12 protein-coding genes are annotated in these 18,475 nt (G+C 64.1%); 1 reads left to right on the top strand and 11 read right to left on the bottom strand.

All coding sequences use genetic code 11. The features are described 5' to 3' along the window. Positions 1 to 31 precede the first annotated feature (31 nt). The 3 genes from RQP55_RS04190 to RQP55_RS04180 all read right to left on the bottom strand — a co-directional run bounded on the left by RQP55_RS04190 (position 32) and on the right by RQP55_RS04180 (position 5,463). On the bottom strand, positions 32 to 1,390 hold the full coding sequence (locus RQP55_RS04190; RefSeq protein ID WP_315608929.1) for a putative 2OG-Fe(II) oxygenase: 1,359 nt from the start codon (positions 1,388 to 1,390) through the stop codon (positions 32 to 34). After that, the gene (locus RQP55_RS04185) at positions 1,387 to 2,883 is read right to left on the bottom strand and encodes a tryptophan halogenase family protein (RefSeq protein WP_315608928.1); all 1,497 of its coding nucleotides are present in this window, start codon (positions 2,881 to 2,883) and stop codon (positions 1,387 to 1,389) included. Before RQP55_RS04185 ends, RQP55_RS04190 begins: the two co-directional genes overlap by 4 nt. 108 nt (positions 2,884 to 2,991) lie before the next feature. Continuing rightward, positions 2,992 to 5,463 carry a TonB-dependent receptor gene (locus tag RQP55_RS04180; protein ID WP_315608927.1) on the bottom strand — a complete coding sequence of 824 codons (2,472 nt, stop codon included), beginning with the start codon at positions 5,461 to 5,463 and terminating at the stop codon, positions 2,992 to 2,994. Positions 5,464 to 5,648: 185 nt separating this feature from the next. Here RQP55_RS04180 and RQP55_RS04175 point away from each other — a divergent pair, with 185 nt between their 5' ends. After that, complete coding sequence (locus tag RQP55_RS04175; protein ID WP_315608926.1) at positions 5,649 to 6,662, top strand: LacI family DNA-binding transcriptional regulator; 1,014 nt, start codon at positions 5,649 to 5,651, stop codon at positions 6,660 to 6,662. Here RQP55_RS04175 and RQP55_RS04170 read toward each other — a convergent pair. From RQP55_RS04170 to RQP55_RS04135, 8 genes are all read right to left on the bottom strand, one after another. Then, complete coding sequence (locus RQP55_RS04170) at positions 6,655 to 7,527, bottom strand: ROK family protein (RefSeq protein ID WP_315608925.1); 873 nt, start codon at positions 7,525 to 7,527, stop codon at positions 6,655 to 6,657. The two genes, RQP55_RS04175 and RQP55_RS04170, sit on opposite strands and share 8 nt — an antisense overlap. Further along, positions 7,524 to 8,684 carry a glycoside hydrolase family 68 protein gene (locus RQP55_RS04165; protein WP_315608924.1) on the bottom strand — a complete coding sequence of 387 codons (1,161 nt, stop codon included), beginning with the start codon at positions 8,682 to 8,684 and terminating at the stop codon, positions 7,524 to 7,526. Before RQP55_RS04165 ends, RQP55_RS04170 begins: the two co-directional genes overlap by 4 nt. Positions 8,685 to 8,806: 122 nt before the next feature. Beyond that, complete coding sequence (gene galK / locus RQP55_RS04160) at positions 8,807 to 9,943, bottom strand: galactokinase (RefSeq protein ID WP_315608923.1); 1,137 nt, start codon at positions 9,941 to 9,943, stop codon at positions 8,807 to 8,809. After that, positions 9,940 to 10,968, bottom strand: a complete 1,029-nt coding sequence (locus RQP55_RS04155; protein WP_315608922.1) for a UDP-glucose--hexose-1-phosphate uridylyltransferase — start codon at positions 10,966 to 10,968, stop codon at positions 9,940 to 9,942. The genes galK and RQP55_RS04155 overlap by 4 nt, the downstream gene beginning before the upstream one ends. Next, entirely contained in the window at positions 10,965 to 12,998 is a 2,034-nt protein-coding gene (locus RQP55_RS04150) for an alpha-galactosidase (protein ID WP_315608921.1), read from the bottom strand. Before RQP55_RS04150 ends, RQP55_RS04155 begins: the two co-directional genes overlap by 4 nt. Beyond that, on the bottom strand, positions 12,988 to 14,346 hold the full coding sequence (locus RQP55_RS04145) for an MFS transporter (protein ID WP_315608920.1): 1,359 nt from the start codon (positions 14,344 to 14,346) through the stop codon (positions 12,988 to 12,990). Before RQP55_RS04145 ends, RQP55_RS04150 begins: the two co-directional genes overlap by 11 nt. A 93-nt stretch (positions 14,347 to 14,439) precedes the next feature. Beyond that, a complete protein-coding gene (locus tag RQP55_RS04140; protein WP_315608919.1) occupies positions 14,440 to 15,687 on the bottom strand; it encodes a cation:proton antiporter in 1,248 nt (415 codons plus the stop codon). A 9-nt stretch (positions 15,688 to 15,696) separates the two neighbouring features. After that, positions 15,697 to 18,471, bottom strand: a complete 2,775-nt coding sequence (locus tag RQP55_RS04135; RefSeq protein ID WP_315608918.1) for a phosphoenolpyruvate carboxylase — start codon at positions 18,469 to 18,471, stop codon at positions 15,697 to 15,699. Positions 18,472 to 18,475: the final 4 nt, after the last annotated feature.

The raw sequence follows: 18,475 nt of genomic DNA, 5'->3' as shown, positions 1-18,475 counted from the left end.
TTATGGCAGGGCCCGGCGGCAATTCAATGGCTTAGCGGGGCCCGGCCACATCGAAAGCGAAGGTCAGACGCTCTCCTGCGGCGAACGGTTCGGTCGCATGCCAGAGCGTTGACCCAAACAGCGCGAGGCGACCCGGCTTTGGTTCGATCTGCATCAGGGGCGGCAGATCAAGCCCCAGCTCTGGTGGCGGGCTACCCAGCGATAACCAACCGGATGGCGGCGGGCCCAACTCGCCCGGTTCAGGCAGGCTGATATAGCAGGCCGAACTGATCCAGCCGCGCACATGGGTGTGGCTGGCGTGAAACCCTGCCCCGGCCAGCCGCACCGACCAGCTTCCGGCAAAGCGCAGCGGCCCGGTGCCGCGTTCCAGCAGCGGATGGCCTGCTTCTTGCGGCAAGGCTTCGGCAAAAGTCGCGACCGCGGCCAGCACCTTGTCGCGAGCCTTGCGGATCGCCGGATCGGGGTGGAAGAACAGTTGCCGATCAGTCTGTGTCCCGCCACGGACCGACTGTTCGGGATAGGGGGCCTTCATCCGGTGCAGCTGGCGCAAGGCAGCGGCCAGATCTGCCAGTTCCTGCGCCGTGAAATTTAGATCAACCGCGGCTGCGTGGAGCGGATCCCCATCGAGCCAACCCGCCCGGGAATCGCCCAGCAAGCGCCAGCACAGACCCGCATAGGGCCAGAACATCCGCGCTTGCGGCCCGCCAAGGTGGCGCTGCGCAATATCCAGCGCCAATGCTGGCTGGCCGCTGCGTAGCAGGTAGCGGACATGGCAAAGGTCCGTGCCCGGATCGGCAAGGGAAGTGAACGGCGCAAAGTCTGCTTCGCCGTCACCGCTTTCGGCGGCCAGGAACAGCGTTGACAGCGCCAGCCCCTGCGATGGCGGGCAGGCCTGCCCTGCCGCTTCGAGGACCCTGCGCGCCGCGGCCCAATCCTTGCGCGTTGCGTGTTGTTGAAACCAGCCGAGCCACAGCGCCGTGTTAGCCGGTTCTTGCGCGGTCGCTGCGGCATAGGAGCGATCCCAGCCTGCAGCCTCTCCTTTGGTGATCCGCATGGCGGCCAGAGTCCGGTGCCCGTCAAGCCAGCCAGGATGCTGCGCCAATACCGCCTCGATCAGCCCTTCGGCCTGATCACCTTCCCCTTCGGCGGCCAGAGCGAGCGCGCGGTTACGGATCAGGTCGGGTTGACCGGGCAGCAGTGTCGCAGCGCGTTCAAACAGAGCGGCAGCAGGCTGCCAGGCTTCAAAAGCGATCTGGGCGTGACCAAAGGCAGCCTGCGGGCTGGCGGGGTCACGCCGGGTCGCCGCGGTGATCGTCTCCAGCGCAGCATCGATGTCCTGCTCGGCCAGCAGCGCCGCCGCGCGGCTGACGCGCTGCGCGGTATCCGTCATGCCTTGCAGTGCTGATCGATGAAGGCCTGGTGGCTGGGCTGGCGCGCCGCTTCATTGGCCATGGCATTGCGCAGCTTGGCCAGCCACTCGCGCCCGCTCGGGCGATAAGCCCCCAGCGGATCCGTTCCGTCGGGCAGGTTGAACTGGCCGATGTGGACCGCGTGCCAACTCGGCGGTGCAAAGAGGTCCATGTCGCGCGGGATGTGCCGACCATAGCGGCGGAAGTGGTCGATCTTGAAGGCCAGGGTGTCTGGCACCTCCATCGCCGCGGTATGGCGCCACATTGGCTCATCACGGTCCATCAGCTTGTAGTGCAAGACAATGAAATCGCGGATACGCTCCATCTCGGTCGTGGCGATATGGTTGTACTCGGCGATCACGGCGGGATCGAAACTGGTGTCGGGGAACAGCGCCAGCAGCTTGGAAATGCCAGCCTGGATCAAGTGCAAACTGGTCGATTCAAGCGGCTCAAGGAACCCACTGGAGAGCCCCACGGCAACCACGTTCTTGTCCCAGAACTTGCGGCGCATGCCGGTGGTGAAGCGCAGCCGATTGGGATCGGCCAGCGGTTTGCCATCCAGGTTGGAGAGCAGCACATCAAGCGCTGCCTCATCGCTGGTGAACTGGCTGGAATAGACATGGCCATTGCCGGTGCGGTGCTGCAACGGGATGCGCCACTGCCAGCCGGCCTCGCGCGCGGTAGAGCGGGTGTAGGGGGTGAAATCGCCCGCTTTTTCGCATGGAATAGCGACGGCGCGGTCACACGGCAGCCAATGCGTCCAATCCGCATAGCCGGCCTGCAGCGCGCCTTCGATCAGCAGGCCGCGAAAACCCGAGCAATCAATGAACAACTCGGCCTCAAGCTTGCGGCCGTCTTCCAGCGTTACGCCGGTCACAAAGCCCGTTTCGCCGTTCTGCAGGACCGATCCGATCTTGCCTTCGTGACGCACCACGCCGCGGGCCTCGGAATAGGCGCGCAGAAAACGGGCATAGAGCCCGGCATCGAAATGATAGGCATAGTCGAAGGTCGAGAGGACCGAGCGCGGATCGCCGCTGGGCCGGATAAAGCGATTGGCCCGGGCCAGGTGCCAGGCCATCGAATGCTCGTCGAACCCGGCGGTTTCGCCCGCGCCCCGTGCCAGCAGCCAATGCTGGTGCACCGGTACCACGTCAAAGGCGCGGCCGTGCGGACCGAAGGGGTGAAAATAGCGGTGGCCGTCGCGGCCCCAGTTCACGAACTCGATCCCCAGCTTGTAGCTTGCCTGGGTGCGCTTCATGAAGTCGGCTTCGTCGATGCCCAGCATCTGGTTGAAGGTGCGGATCGGCGGGATCGTCGCCTCGCCCACACCGACCGTGCCGATCTCCTCGCTTTCAACTAGGGCGATCTGGCACCCCTGCGCGAGGTTGGCGGAGAGCGCCGCGGCCGTCATCCATCCAGCCGAGCCGCCACCGACGATCAGAATCTTGCGGATGGGTTGCGCCTGTGAAGCCATGTTCGTTCGCTTGCCATGAAAGAGAACGGGCGGGAAGCAGCCAATGCTGTTCCCGCCCGGAAAGTGGAAGGGCCTGCAGGAAGGCGGCAGGCCCTTCGGAGAACAACCTTAGAAGCTGTAGCGCACCGACGCGGTGAAGGTGCGGCCCAGCGCCGGGGCACCGCCCAGCACCGCCGGATTGGCCGTGCTGTCGGAGATGCCGCCGTTGCCGCGGAAGTCGAAGGTGTCGAACAGGTTGTAGACCTGCAGACCCAGTTCGAGGTTCTGGACCGGACGGACCCGCAGCACGCCGTTGAACACGGCCTTGCCCGGGTACTCCAGACCAGCACCATCGATCGCGGCGGTTTGGCCGGTGGTCGAGAGGCCGATCGTGGCCATGTCATTGACGTCATAGTTGGCCGAGACCGTGTACGACAGATCCGGGATACCATCGGCGCGGTTGTAAACGGTCGAAGCCGCAGCAGCGCGCTTGGCCTTGGTGTAGGTGGCCGTACCGACGAGGTTGAACCCGCCGTTCTGGTAGGTCACGAACAGTTCTGCACCCGACGACTTGTACTTGGTGTCGATGATGCAGCCACCGGCCGGGCACTGAGCCGTCACGGTCGGCTCATAGTCGCTGCGGCTGAAGCTGCCCTTAAGCAGGGTCAGTTCGGCGGTGTAGCGACCGCCACCCAGTTCGCCGCGGTTCTTCAGACCCAGTTCGTACTGCTTCACGAAGTCAACCGACGGAACCAGACCGCTCTGGTTGAGCTGGCCCGAGGCAGTGAACTTGCCCGAAACCGTCTGACGGTCCGAGTTGAAGCGGCCGCCGCGCGAGGCACGGATAAACAGCGAGGTGTCCGGATTGACCTTCCACAGCGCACCGGCAGTCCAGGTGGTGTAGTTGCGGCCATAGTCCAGTACTTCGCGGGCACCGTTGGCGGTGATCGTCGGGATCTGGGTGGTGATGCCGTTGAAGGTGACCGGGGTGTTGAACTCGGTCGCGCTACCGGCAACCGTCCAACCCGAGGCACGCATCATTTCGAAGCGAACCGAGCCATCGATCGCGAAGTTGTCGTTATCGAGATCGAGCCCGACGTAAGGCGCGTTGTCGGTGTACGACAGTTCGTAATCACGGGCGCAGCAGTTGCCCCAGTTGTTGTTGAACCCGGCAATGCCTTCGGCGGTCAGGCGGGCACCGGCAGCAGTGTACAGGTCAAGCTGCGCGGGGTTGTTGCCGCTGACTTCGCGGTAGGACTTGTTGGTGTGCCAATCCATGTCGATGTTCTGGTTCATGTAGAACCAGCCGGCGCGGGCCGTGATCATGGCAAAGCCGCCTTCAAACTTACCGGTCAGAGCCAAGTCGTTAGCGAAGCTGCCAACGTCGCGGATCCGCGTCTGAACGTTGGTATTGGTGTCAACATAGGTGCCGGTATAGACCTGACCAGCCTTCGGGCCGCTTGCATAGCGAAGCTGGGCGACAACACCACCGTTAACAGTCGAGCCAATCACCGCCGAGGTACGGCCAACGCCAAGGAACGGTGAGGTGAAGGCACCGCTCATGTCGGTCCAACGCATGTTGTTATCGACGGTCACCGAATCCGAGAATTCGTAATGGAACTGGTTCTGGATCGACTTGGAGTTGGTGGTGATGCCCGACATCGCAACGCGCTCGAGATCGCCTTCACGGTTGTAAATCAGGAACGACGAGTTGAGGGTCGAGTAGTTCGACTGGTCACGACCATCGAAGCCCGGGAAAGGCTTGAGGTTCGATACCTTGCCGCCAGCCACGGTGCCGAGCGCCGGAGCGCCAGTGTAGTTCGGCTCCTGGGTATCGGCATACTTGAACAGGAAGCGGATGTAGCCCTTGCCGTCTGCAAATTCCTTGGTGACGTTGCCCTTGATCTGGACCGAGTCCGAGACATTGAAGCCGGCCTTCAGCGGGCCGCGGCCAACCTTGTAGAAACCGCCAAGGTGGAAATAGAGCGTGTCAGTGATCGGACCGCCATAGCGGAAATCGACCTTGGTTTCGTTGTACCCGAGGCCCTTGTTGAGCTGGATGTAGCCACCCTCTTCCTTGCCGGTGTGGCTGATGTAGTTGATGACAGCACCCGGAGCCTGCGAGGCGAAGGTCGCGGCGGTACCACCACGCACCGCTTCAACCTTCTGGGTGGTCGCATCGAAGCGGGTCCAGTAGTCGTTATTGCCGAACTGCATGTCGCCGAACAGCACGGTCGGCAAGCCATCTTCCTGCAACTGAACGAACGGCGCACCGCCCGTCGCAACCGGCAGGCCGCGAACCGCGATGTTCGAGTTACCGCCCGGGCCAGAAGTACCGGCCACCTGGATCCCCGGCAGCATACGGAACAATTCTGCTTCCGAACTCGGCTTGAAGTCCTGGATCAGGTCAGCGCTTACCGAAGTGACCGAGATTGCGCTATCGATCTGCGCCTTGTCGCGCCCCGAAGCCGTAACAACAATTTCATCAAGCCCGCTCGCCTCTTCCGTCTTGGCATCCTGCGCCATGACGGGGGCGGCGAAGCTGGCACCGGCAACAATCGCCATGGCCGAAACAACGCAACGCAACTGCGACTTTTTCATGGGTATCCTCCCCTCGAACACCCCTTTGCGGGGCCCATATGCCGCGCACAAGGAATCCCCCTGTGCCGACAATCGATTGCAACCCTATCGCAATCGATTGCAATTGCAAGTGCTAATAACAGGTAACCAGAAATCTGCTTAGATTCACGATTGCCTTTGCGGCCGTTTGCAGGAAGATGGGGCCCATGACCGACCGGCCGCGCATCAGGAACATCGCTGACCTCGCCAAGATCGCCGGAGTTTCGCCAGGTACCGTTTCGCGTGCCCTTTCAGGGGCCGGCCTAATCAGCCAGAAAACGCGAGAGCGAATTCAAGCACTCGCCCGCGAGCATGAATTTCGCCCGAACATCATGGCGCGCAATTTGCGGATCCAGCGCACAGGTGCGATCGGCGTACTGATCCCGCTTGGACATGAGACGGGGCAGCACATTTCAGACCCGTTCTTCATCACCATGCTTGGCCTGCTGGCCGACGCATTGACCGAGCGCGGCTATGATCTGGTGCTCAGCCGCGTAATCCCCACTGACGATGACTGGCTAGAAAGCTATGCAGATTCCGGCCGGGTCGACGGGATCATCGTGATCGGCCAATCAGACCAATCGGCTGTGCTGGATCGCGCTGCGGCTCGCTATCGTCCGCTTGTGGTCTGGGGCGGTCACTCTCGCGGGCAGGTGCATTGTTCGGTCGGCTCCGACAATATTGCCGGCGGCGATATCGCCACGAGCCACTTGATCGAGCGGGGCTGCAAGCGAATTGCCTTCTTTGGTGATCCCACTCCGCTGGAAATCGCTCAACGCCTGGAAGGCTGCCGCAACGCTTTGGCCCGGGCGGGGATCGGCGATGCCTTGACCATCTTTCCCGCTCACTTGGCGGCTGGCGCCAATGATAGCGGGATCACCGCCTATCTCGAACAGGCCGAAATTCGGCCAGACGGGATCGTCGCAGCTTCCGATGTCATCGCCATGAGCACCCTGCGCGCCTTGTCAGAGCTTGGCATGGCTGTTCCAGGCGAGGTCAAAGTTATCGGTTACGATGGCCTGGCGCTGGGCGAACATACCGTGCCGCGGCTCTCGACCGTGAAGCAGGACCTGACCACCGGTGCGCGCAATCTCGTCGACTTGCTTCTGCGACGGATCGCTGGCGAGGATACCGGCTCGGTGGTGATGATGCCTGAATTGGTGACCCGGCTTTCTACCTGATTGCAGCTTGGGCCAAGGCCAGCGCGCCGAGCAGGCCGGAGCGCTCGCCAAGTCCAGGCAGAACCACAGTTTCGGAAGCCTTGCCGCGGAAGTAGCCCTTGCCGATGCGCTCCGCCTCGCCGCGAACGCGCTCAATCAGCCCCGGGGTGCCCATGACACCCCCGCCAAGGACGATCCGGCCAGGCTCAAACATGGCCTGCGCTGTCATAACAGCATGCGCGAGATACCAGGCCACGACTTCATGACCAATATGATCCGACGGTAGCTCTGACAGAGAAATGCCATAGCGCGCCTTTACTGCTGGCCCGCTCGCCAGGCCTTCAAGGCAGGTACCATGGAACGGACAGACCCCAGTGAATTCGGCATCGGCCGGGTGGAGCGGCAGATGGAAATGCCCCATTTCCGGGTGCGAAACTCCTGCCAGAGGCCTTCCACCGATCACGACCCCGCCGCCTACCCCAGTACCAATGGTGAAATAGAGCACCGAAGGCTGCCCCTGCCCCGCCCCCCAGCGGTATTCGGCAAGGGCAGCAGCGGTGACGTCGGTGTCCAGACCCACAGGACAGCCGAGCCGCTCAACCAGCGGTCCAACCAGATCGGTATTGGGCCAGCCAGCCTTTGGGGTACCAAGAACATGCCCCCATTGCGGTGAAGACCGATCAACCTCAACCGGGCCAAAAGTTGCCACACCGACTGCGGCCAGTGCCCCGTGGCCAGCCAGCCAGTCGCACATCGCGGGGATCGTTTCGGCCGGGGTGATGGTCGGAATGCGGGTAGTTGCAATGATCTCGTCAGGACCTCGTGCCACGCCCAGCACAAACTTCGTGCCGCCTGCTTCAACCAATCCATAAAGCGGTGCGCTCATCGCGAAACGATCTGCGCCGTTTCGCCGTCTAGCGCAATCCGGAAGCGCGGGGCCGGGACACCACCAAAGGTGCTAACTACCAGTTCCGGCTGATCGGTAACGCTGCGCCCCTTTAACCCCCAATTGTCGATGAACCCGGCAACCTCAAGGTTATCCATCACCCACCAGCTATAGGTCTGCACAGGCTCGTCATTGGGGTTGGGAGCGACGAGGCCCGTTCCGTTTAGCGGGGTCCAGGGCCCAGTCACACGCTCAGCCACCATGCCATAAAGGCCATTCGGACCCGAGGGACCCGAGGGATCGAACGTGCGGCGCTGGGTTGACCAGAACAGATAATAGCGTCCGTCCTGAACCCGCAACACCGGTCGCTCCATCTCGTTGTTGACGCCGTTCGCGCTGACCAGCGGCGGCAATAGCGACCAGCCATCAAAGCCGGCAGCGTTAGCCCGGGCAATGCCAATCACGCCGTTGAAAGCCTCGTCTGAAGCGGCATCCGAAGCTGTGAACAGCAGATAATCCGCACCATCTGCCGGATCACGAAAGTGGAACGGATCGCGGAAGCCCTTGATGAAGCCCGGCGCCCCGACTGTCTGGTTGACGATGACGTAGTGCTTGCCATCCGCGGCCACGCTTTCCACTGGCTCGCTCCAGCCGACAACGCGGATCGCCCCGTCCGACTGCTCAAGCCTCCCGCTGGTATGAAACAGGCGCTGCTCAAAACTGCGGCCCGTGTCGCCGCGCCGGCCGGTGGCAGTATAGAACAGCGTCACCTGTCCGCTGGCCGGATCATAAACCGTCGAGCCGGCCCATTCGCGCGAGCCCGGATTCAGTTCTTCCGGCAGAAGGTACCCGCAATCGCGCCATTCGCCATCGCGCTCCAACATCAGGCGCAGGCGGGCGATATCGTGGCGCAGGTCAGGATGGACATCGCGCGGGGCGCACATGATGACCCACGGCGTCCAGCCATTGAGCGCCACCGTCGCCCCCTGCGGCGTTTCGAACGGCCAACAGTCCCACAGCTGAAAGCCGGGAAGCGCATCCTTGACGTCGGCAGAAGTAATCAGCGGGATCGGCGGCAGCGATTGCCCGGCAATCGCGGCAACCGCTTCCCGGGTCCAGGCAGAGGTAACGTGCGTGATGATGGTTGTGTCTGGCACCAGATACCCCAGAAAATTGTCCCCGGCAGGCAACCCCGCCTCCCACAGCGATCGGAGCTATCCCAAATTGTAATCGATTGCAAAGTCAAAAACAGGCAGTTTTCTGTTAACTGCACTTCCCGCTAGATTAGGTTGGCACCTGCCGCCGGAGCTTCGACCATGATCAGCGGCGCGCGACCTGCCGGGGTGCGATAGCCCGCCAGCACGGCAGCGCGGGCGCGCTCAACTTCTTCGGCCGGAAGCAAGGCCACCACCGCCCCGCCAAAGCCGCCACCCGTCATCCGCGCGCCGCCGTGGCTGCCGATCGTATCCTGCAACAGCGCGACCAAATCGTCGATTGGCGGAAGGGTGATCGCGAAATCGTCGCGCATTGCCGCGTGGCTTTGCGCCATCAGTTCTCCTAGCCGCGCCAGATCGCCTGCCCGCAGGGCTTCCGCCGCTGCTACCGTCCGGGCATTCTCTCCCACAACGTGGCGAGCACGGGCATAGGCGACCGGATCGAGCCCGCCGGGCTCGGGAAGGACAGACAGATCGCGCAGCGCCGCTACACCGAAATGGCGGGCCGCCGCTTCACACTGCTGGCGGCGCAGATTGTATTCACCATCAACCAGTCCGCGCTCAATCCCAGAATGGACAATCATTACTGCCAGCCCATCAGGCAGCGGCACCGCCGTGCATTTCATGCTGCGGCAATCGATCAATAGCGCTGCGCCTGCGACCGCGCGGGCGCTGACCAACTGGTCCATGATCCCGCACTGGCAACCCGCAAAACGGTGCTCGGCGCGCTGGCCGATCAGCGCGAGCCGGGTCCGATCAAAGCCCCATTCCCCGGCCAGTGCCGCCAGCGCCAGGCCGGCCGCATTTTCGAGCGCGGCGGAAGAGGACAGACCCGCGCCCTGCGGCATGTCGCCGATGATCGCCAGGTCAGCACCAGACAGGTCCAGTCCCGCATCGATCAGCCCGTCGGCAACACCGCGCACATAATTGCTCCATGGCGCATCACCGCTCGGCTCGATCGGGTGGGCCAGCGAGAAAGCCGTTGTGGCGCCGCCAAGATCACCCGCGACGATCCGCACCTGCCGGTCATCGCGCCGCCGCGCGGCTACCATAGTCTGACGCGAGATCGCGCAGGGCAGCACGAAGCCATCGTTATAGTCGGTATGCTCACCGATCAAATTGACCCGGCCCGGCGCGCGCGCCGCCAGTTCGGGTGCGGCGCCAAAGCTCTGGCGGAACAGGGCAGTCAACGCATCAATCATCGACCTTGCCGGTAATGGATATTGCCTGCCGCACGCAGCCGTTCGGCTGCCTGTTCCGGCGTCAGGTCACGCTGCGCCTCGGCCAGCAGTTCATAGCCGACCATGAACTTGCGCACCGAGGCCGAGCGCAGCAGCGGCGGATAGAAATGCGCGTGCAGTTGCCAGCGCGGATGTTCGCCCCCCTGCCCCGGCGCGCCGTGCCAGCCCATAGAATAGGGGAAGCTGCACTGGAACAGGTTGTCATAGCGCGTGGTCACGTCCTTGATCGCCGCAGCCAGATCATCGCGCTGTGCAGCGGTCAGTTCAGGCAGACGGCGAACGGCGAACCGCGGCAGAAGCAGCACTTCAAACGGCCAGGCCGCCCAGAACGGTACGATCCCCAGCCAGTGCGCCGTCTGCACCACCACTCGCGGACCATCGGCCTCGCGCTCTGCCAGTTCCAGCAGCATGGGCGCTGCGCCCGCCCATTCGGCCTGCGTCCGTGCCTCGGCCGCCAGTTCCTGAGGGACATAGCTGGTCGCCCAGACTTGGCCGTGCGGATGCGGGTTGGAGCAGCCCATCATCGCACCCTTGTTCTCGAACACCTGGACATGGGCATAGCGCGCCGCCAGCTCGGCCACCTGATCGGCCCAGCAATCGACCACGCCGCGGATCGCCGCCACCGGCAGCTCGGGCAGGGTCAGCGCGTGATCGGGCGAAAAGCAGATGACCCGGCTTTCACCCTGCGCGCCCGCCGCGCGAAACAGGAGATCGTTCCCTTCCGGGGCCGGACTGTCTGGCAACAGCGCAGCAAAGTCATTCTGGAAGACATGTGTGCCGGGATAGGCCGGGTTGCGCTCTCCCGTGATGCGCGCATTCCCCGGGCAGAGGTAGCAATCCGGGTCGTGATGCGGGCGCTCGGCCAGATCCGGCTCATCAACCTGCCCCTGCCATGGCCGACGCGCGCGGTGCGGAGAGACCAGCAACCATTCGCCCAGCAAGGGGTTGAAGCGGCGGTGCGGATGCTCGGCCGGGTCGAAGGTCATAGCGCAGTCACCTCCAGCACCAGCCCGTCTTCACCGCGCAGCGGCGGCAAGGCAAGGCCATGCTGGACCAACCAGGCGCCGGCATATTCGGTTTCACCGATACGGTAACGCCGCGTGGCATCAAGCATCGGCAGGCGCAGCCCCGGGGCATGGCGCTGGGTCTGCGGATCGATCCGCGTGATCATCAGCACCAGGGCCTCCGCCGTTCCGTGCGCTTGCCACAGTAGGCCATCCGCGCCGGCGCCTTGCCAGACCTGGCCGCGGTGCAGCCGGTCGCGCAGCGCTTTGTAGCGGGCAATCCCTTCGCCCAGCCGTTCAAGATCATGTTCGCCGAGCTTGCGCAGGTCGAGCTCGACCCCAAAGTGCCCCGGCAGGGCCACATGGTTGCGAAACCGCATCGTCTGGATCCGGCCGGTGGCATGGGCCGGGGCCGCGCCGACGTGGCTGCCCATCAGTTCGGGCGGGAAGAATTGCAGATAGCCGCGCTGGATTGCCACCCGGCTGACCGCGTCGATATTGTCGCTGGTCCAGAAGCGGTGGGTATAGCGAGCGATCCCGGCATCGATCCGCCCGCCGCCGCCGGCGCAGGCCTCGATCTCGACCGCCGGAAAATCACGCCGCAAGCGGGCCAACAGGCCATAGGCACCCAACACCTGCCGGCGGAACGATGGGCGCTCACCCGCGGCGGTCAGGTCACGGTTGTGATCCCATTTGAGGTAGCCAATCGGCAATTCATTCAGCAGCCCGGCCAGCCGCTCGTAAAGATAGTCGCGCACTTCATCCCGCCCCATGTCGAGCACCAACTGGTTGCGCGCCGTGATCAGCGGACGCCCCGCCACTTGCAACGCCCAGTCCGGGTGCGCGCGGTACAGCTCGCTGTTCGGGTTGATCATCTCCGGTTCAACCCAGAGGCCGAATTCCATGCCAAGGCTGGTGACATAATCCGCCAGCGGACCCAGGCCGCGCGGATACTTCACATCGTCCGGCCACCAGTCCCCAAGGCTGCTGGTGTCATCGTTGCGGCGATGGAACCAGCCGTCATCCAGCACGAACCGCTCGATCCCGGCCCTCGCCGCGGCATCGGCCAGGTCCTTGAGCGCAGCCTCATCGTGATCGAAGTAGAAGCCTTCCCAGGTGTTGAGATGGACCGGGCGGGGGCGCATCGCGGCGCCCGGCCAGTCCATGCGCGCGCGGATTGCGGCGTGGAAGTTCTGCGCCACGCCGTTGGCATCGGCGGCACAGGTGGCGAGCACTTCGGGCGAGGTCAGGCATTCGCCCGGAGCAAGCGAGATTTCGCCCGGCATCAGCGCTTCGCCCAGCTGCCACTGCCAGCGGCCATCGTCGACCCAGTCAATGAACTGGCAATGGTTGCCCGACCAGGCGAGCTGCGCACCGTAAGCACAGCCATCGGCCAGGACGACAGCCCCCGGCACGCAATCGTGCGAGGTCAGTCCGCGGCGATTTTCGCGCCGCCACTGGCTGCGGGTGAGTTGATCCTCGACAGCCACGAATTCGGTGTTGTGGCGGCCGGAGAACGAGCGGACCGTCCGCGCGTGATCGGGCAGCGGCAGGACGGCAGCGGCGAGCCACTGCACATCCAGCGGAGCGTGGCCCTGATTGGTGAGCGTGGTGGAAACGGTCAGGACATCACTGTGCGGATCGAGCGACAGCCTGGCCGTCACCGCAATTTTCGCTGCGACATCGGTAAGGGTCACGGCAACTTGCTGGCCGCTTTGCTCAACCGCACAGTCAGTGGCCTGGAAGGTCCAATCGCGGCCTTGGCGGTGGGCTCGCAGCCCGGGCTCACCAAACCAGCCCTGGCCCAGGCCGGGCACAAGGCTGAAGGGCTGGTCGAAATCGGGCGAGAAGCTGGGCGTTGGCCGGGTACTGCGCAGCACGGCAGCAGGCGTCACGCCATCAGGAAGTCTTGCCCCCCAATAGCACCACAACGGTGCCTCACCCGGCACCACTTCGAGGATCAGGGTGGAGGCATGACCGTGCAGGACTATCCAGGTATCGCTATGCGGCAACTGCGCGCCCTCGCCCTTCCTTGATCCGCCAGACCGCGAAAGCGGCCAGCAACATGCAAACCCCGGAAACACGCAGCACGTTGCGCGCATCGCCGCCCAGCAGCGGTTCATAGGCGAAGGTCATCGTGCCCGCAAAGATCAGCATTGGCACGCAGATGAACATGTTGAAGATGCCCATGTAGACCCCGGTCCGCTCGGGCGGGATCGTATCGGCCAGGATGATATAGGGATTGCCCATGATCGAGCCCCAGCCCAGGCCGATCCCGATCGCGGCAACGAACAGCAGTTCCTTCACACCAATCAGCGGGATTGCCAGCATGGCACAGCCCGAGAGCGTCAGGCACAAGGCATGCAAGCGCCCCGCGCCGAGCCGCCTTGCCAGCGGGGCCATCGACAGGGCCGCAACGAAGGCAATCAGATTGAAGAAGGCACCAACCTGGCCATTGGTCAGCACCGCTTCGCGATAAGCCGCCGTGCTGGCATCCGCCGTGCCATAGACCGAACGGCTGATCGAATTGGTGACATAGCCCCAATAGCCCGACATCGCATACCACTGGAACAGGCTCATCCAGGCCATCCTGCGCATGGCGGCGGGCATTTCCCGGATCGCGCTGAAGATCTCGCCAAGGGTGGCGGACGGGGTCTTGGGCAGTGCGGCGAGACGGGCACGCTCTGCCTCAGGCAGCTTGATTTCGGGGACGCGGGTGATCGACCACAGGATCGTTCCCAGCGAGAGGACAGCGCCGATCCAGAACGAGACCAGCGTAAAAGCAGGGATCCCGCCGCCTGCAGTTGCATCGCGGCTGAGGCCGAACAAGGTAACCAGCAAGGTCGGGCTCAAGTAGGCAAGGCACTGCGCCAGACCGGTGAACGCGCTCTGGCTCAGGAAGCCAAAGCCGCGCTGATCGGCTTCAAGCCGGTCATTCACATAGGCGCGATAAGGCTCCATCGTTACGTTGTTGCCTACGTCGAGCAGGAAAAGCAGCGAAAAGGCCATCAGCACCGAGGCAGAGAGCGGCATGAAAAAGAGGCCAAGCGCACACATCAGCGCACCGGCAAGGAAGTAAGGGGTGCGCCGTCCCCAGCGCGAGGAAGTGCGGTCACTCAGCGTGCCGATGATCGGCTGCACGATCAGCCCGGTCAGCGGGCCGGCGATCCCAAGCCAGGCAAAGTTCTTTTCCTCTGCCCCAAGGTAGCCCCAGATCGGCGACATGTTGGCCTGCTGCAGCCCGAAGCTGAACTGCAGGCCCAGGAATCCCAGGTTCATCTGCAGAATCTGCGCGATGCTTAGCTTCGGACGGGATCCGGCTGGGATCCCGGAAGCGGCGGGCATGGTGGCTGCGGTCATCGATCCAATCCCCTCGAACGGCGTTTTTGCGCCCGTATAAACGCAGCCTAGGCCTTGCGATCAGAGTTCGCAACAATCGATTGCAAGTACGCTTTACAGCCGTCCTTCGGCCCGTGCGCGGCGGCCATAGAGCGCTTCGAACAAAGGCGATGCCATCAGCGTGGTGACAATCGCCATGACCACCAGCATCGAGAACAGCGCCGGGGTGATGATCCCGCGCTGCAGGCCGATGTTGATCACGATCAGCTCCATCAGCCCGCGCGCGTTCATCAGCGCGCCAATGCCTGATGCCGTGGCATGATCTTGCCCCGAAAGCCGCGCGGCAAGGTAGCAGGCCCCACCTTTGGCGGCGATCGACAGTACCAGGATCAGCGCCGCCACGGCCAGCAGCGCCGGATCGGCCAGCAATGTCAGTTCGGTGTGCAAGCCCGAATAGGTAAAGAAGAACGGCAGCAGCAGGACCACGGTAACCGGTTCCAGCTTTTCGCGGATTGCCGCGGCCAGTTTCCCGCGCGGCATGGCTGTGCCGAGCAGGAAGCCCCCGAACACCGCGTGGATACCAACCGCGTCCATCGCCCATGCCGATAGCAGGAACAGCACGAGCACCAGCGCCAGCAGCGATTCATCAAGGCCGCCCTGCTCTGCCCGGGCACTCAGCCCCCGCAGCAGCCGCGGCGCCAGCAGCACCATGAACAGGGCAAAAGCCAGCCCGCCGCCAATCGCCAGCACAGCGACTTGGGGGCCATCACCAAAGCTGGCGAGCACCAGCGCAATCAGCACCCAGGCCCCGGCATCATCGATGGCCCCGGCAGAGAGCGACAGGGTGCCCAGCGGTGTGCCGGACAGGCCGCGCTCATGGATGATCCGCGCCAGCATCGGAAAAGCGGTGATTGCAATCGCCGCGCCCATGAACAGGGTCGCCTCGAACTGGGTGACCTTGGGCGTGAACAGCCCGCCGTGGCCAAGCAGCCAGGGCGCAATCGCCACGGCTACGCCAAACGGCGCGGCCATCCCGGCCAGCGAGACCGAGGCGGCGCCTTTTACGCCCCTGAAGAACTCGTCCCGATCAAATCCCAGCCCGACCAGGAACATGTAAAGCCCGACCCCGAACTGCGCGATCACGAACAGGATCGGCTTCGATTCCTTGGGGAACAGGAACGCCTGAACCTCTGGCGCCAGCGCACCGAACAGGCTGGGACCAAGCAGGACGCCGGCGATCATCTCGCCCACCACGCGCGGCTGGCCGAACCAGCGCTGCGCGGCCGTGCCGACCAGGCGGCAGGTCACCAGGATCACCGCCACTTGCAGGAAGAAGGCGATGGAAAGCTGAGTCGGGGTCATGAAGGCTCCCTAGCCGTGCGCGCCGAACTGGTTGGCAATGGCCGTGGTGATACGAAGGACCAGGGCATGGGCAGCAGCCAGCGGCTCGATATTGTCGCGATGGATTGCGCCATAGCCAACCGCGCCTTCATCCGGATAGTCGCTCGGCTCGGTGACGGCAAAATCATCCACACCCGGCGCGCTGGCCGGGAAGGCGCGGCGCAGCTGGGCCAGCGCATCGTCAATGCGCAGGGTGAAGACCATCTCGAGCACATCGTCGCGGCTGATGTCGTTGGCTCGGCTGAACGCCGGGACCGAGACGGCGCGAATGAACATGTGCTGGAACAAGGCCAGCCGCAGCGCCTGCAGCACGCCCAGCTCGCGCCGCACCTGCTCACGCCCCACCAGCGGTGCCTCATCCGGGATCAGCGCCAGCAGCTTGTGCAGCTTGAGCGCATCGACCCGCAGGCGCGAGGCAAAGCGACGGTAGACCCCGGTGCGATCGTCCTTGGTCAGGTATTCAGCCAGGGCAAGACAGGCATCGGCAATGCCCTCTTCATCCCCGCGATAGGGGCGGCTGGCCCAATAGGCCGAATTGAACAGTTCCCCATAGGCAGCCACGGTCTTGATCGAAGCGAGCGAATTGGCCGCGCGGACCAGCCGCACCAGCTGCCGCCCGCGATGGCTGTCGCGCAGCAGGGCAGCAATGGCTTCATAATTGCCATCGGCCGCCGTGCCGAAGCCAGCGATCACGTTAACCGGATAGCCCAGCTGCTGAAGCACGGCATTGTGCGGGATCGCGCGGATCTGGCGCAGGCTCATCGTCCGATCAGCGGCCAGGTCCGATTGGCGGCGGCTCTTGCGGCTGCCGGTCTCGTTGAGCAAGCCCAGGCCAAAGGCGGTGACTGCGCGGGCATAGGTCGCGCTGGCCAGATAGCCCTGCTGCACACGGCGAATCGCCCGGTAGAAATCGAGCGAAAGGTCAGTGCGGCGATAAAACGGGTCCGGCGCTGCAGCGGGATCGGCCTTGGCCGGGGCGAGTTCGGCAAAGCGGGTCAGCGTGGCATAGGCCAATTCGGGCGTGCCGAAGAACAGATAGCCATCGCCGCCCTGAAAGCTGACTTCCGGCTCAAGCGCGATGCCTGCCCGAACAAACCGCCGCCGCGCCCAGGGCGAAAGCGGCCATTCCAGCCGGTCGGCAAAACTGCCTGGATGGGCACCGCGGCCCATGGATTCGCCGTGGGTGTTGAAGATCAGCGCTGCAACATCGGTCAGGCCGTTGGCCGCCATCGCCTCGGACAGGCGGCCTTGCAGGCGCTCAATTGCCAATGCCGCCGGGATCTGCCCGACAAAGCGCCCGGCATCGGAAAAGCCGGTCTGGATCGAAACACGCCCGCGCCGCCGGGCATAGGCCTGGTAATGGGGTTCGGACAGCACCGCATCAAGGAACCGCCCGCCATGCTCCAGCGCGGATTCGGTTTCGAACAGCGGTGAAACGTCAACCTTGTCCGCCACCCCGAACAGCTCGGCAAAGTAAAGCGCAGACAGGATCGTCGTCGGCTCTTCGCACTCAGCCACCAGCATCCGCACCGGGGTGTCGGCATCAACGTGGTGCAGGATCTGCGCGATCAGAAGGAACTGGCGCACCGCCGTGCTGTTCTCGATCGCCAGCGCCGCCATGTTGGCGCGCAGCGGCTTTACGCTGCCCAGCAGCTCGCGCAGCCGTGCCAGCGCGGCCTGGCTCGCAAGGTCCAGTTTGCCATCGGGATCAATCCGGCGGCGGATCGCATTCTGCAACTGGCTGGCGTTCACCCGGAAGTGAATCCAGCCCATGCCAAGGCCATCGGCCCGCATCGCGGACACGACCCGCAGCAGCGCCTCGGCGGTATCATCATCAGCCTTTGCGGCGCGATCATCCAGTTCGGCGATCACGGACGCCAAGCTGGTAAGCTTGTCCGCGTGATCGGCAGTAAAGGCATTGGCCGCTGCGGAGAGCGCCGCAGGATCGGAAAGATCCGCAGCAAACGAAGCAGCCTGCCCTGCGGCATAGGCCGAGGCGCGCGCCAGATCGGCTGCAAGGTCGGGCGCCGCGGATTCAAGCGCGGCTGCGTAACCCGCCAGACGCTGGGCCTTTTCCGACAGTCGGTAGCGCAGCGAGGTGGCCCAGGTGATGTCGGTACGCCCATCCATGTCATAGCCGACCCAGCTGGCCAGCCGCAGCGGGACCGGGGCAAGCTGGCGCCATTGATCCGGCCAGCGGCGACGGGCAGCAGCAAGCAGCAGACCAGTAATGCGGTCGCGCGCGCCGTGGGCATGGGCCAGCGCGGTCATTGCCAGAGCATGTTCGCCATCAAGCGTGATCGGCGCACGCGCTGGCGAGGCAACGCAGGTCGTGCTCTGGCCAATCGTATCAGCAGATGCGGAAGCAGCAACAGCCTCGCTCTGCGCGGGCGAGAGCAGGAAGGTCGGATGCGCGGTAAAGACGACATGCGCCAGCGGCTTGGCCCAGCGCGCCGCGAAGGCCGCAAAATCTGCCTCATCTTCGATGAGGCGGGCAATGCTGGCATCGTTCACGGCCGGATCGACCGGCCCCACCAGGCGCGCCAGCCGCTCTGCGCGCGATTGCAGGCCATGGCACTCCAGCTCAGCGACCAGGCCCTCAAGCTCACCCAGTGTCAACTGGCCGCTTTCAAGCTGGCGCGACAGTTCCAGCCCCAGCTGGAACACCGGATTGAACAGCGGCGTCTCAGCCGTGCGGACGTGCAGCTCTTGCAGGCGAGCGTCTAATGCTGCGAGGCTTGTCATCGAT

Source organism: Novosphingobium sp. APW14, from assembly GCF_032337075.1.
Taxonomy (GTDB): Bacteria; Pseudomonadota; Alphaproteobacteria; order Sphingomonadales; family Sphingomonadaceae; genus Novosphingobium.
This window is presented reverse-complemented; position numbering and strand designations above follow the sequence as displayed.

Coding starts and splice junctions, on each gene's coding strand:
- RQP55_RS04190 (WP_315608929.1), bottom strand. CDS start 1,390: ATGACGGATACCGCGCAGCGCGTCAGCCGCGCGGCGGCGCTGCTGGCC.
- RQP55_RS04185 (WP_315608928.1), bottom strand. CDS start 2,883: ATGGCTTCACAGGCGCAACCCATCCGCAAGATTCTGATCGTCGGTGGC.
- RQP55_RS04180 (WP_315608927.1), bottom strand. CDS start 5,463: ATGAAAAAGTCGCAGTTGCGTTGCGTTGTTTCGGCCATGGCGATTGTT.
- RQP55_RS04175 (WP_315608926.1), top strand. CDS start 5,649: ATGACCGACCGGCCGCGCATCAGGAACATCGCTGACCTCGCCAAGATC.
- RQP55_RS04170 (WP_315608925.1), bottom strand. CDS start 7,527: ATGAGCGCACCGCTTTATGGATTGGTTGAAGCAGGCGGCACGAAGTTT.
- galK (WP_315608923.1), bottom strand. CDS start 9,943: ATGATTGATGCGTTGACTGCCCTGTTCCGCCAGAGCTTTGGCGCCGCA.
- RQP55_RS04155 (WP_315608922.1), bottom strand. CDS start 10,968: ATGACCTTCGACCCGGCCGAGCATCCGCACCGCCGCTTCAACCCCTTG.
- RQP55_RS04145 (WP_315608920.1), bottom strand. CDS start 14,346: ATGACCGCAGCCACCATGCCCGCCGCTTCCGGGATCCCAGCCGGATCC.
- RQP55_RS04140 (WP_315608919.1), bottom strand. CDS start 15,687: ATGACCCCGACTCAGCTTTCCATCGCCTTCTTCCTGCAAGTGGCGGTG.
- RQP55_RS04135 (WP_315608918.1), bottom strand. CDS start 18,471: ATGACAAGCCTCGCAGCATTAGACGCTCGCCTGCAAGAGCTGCACGTC.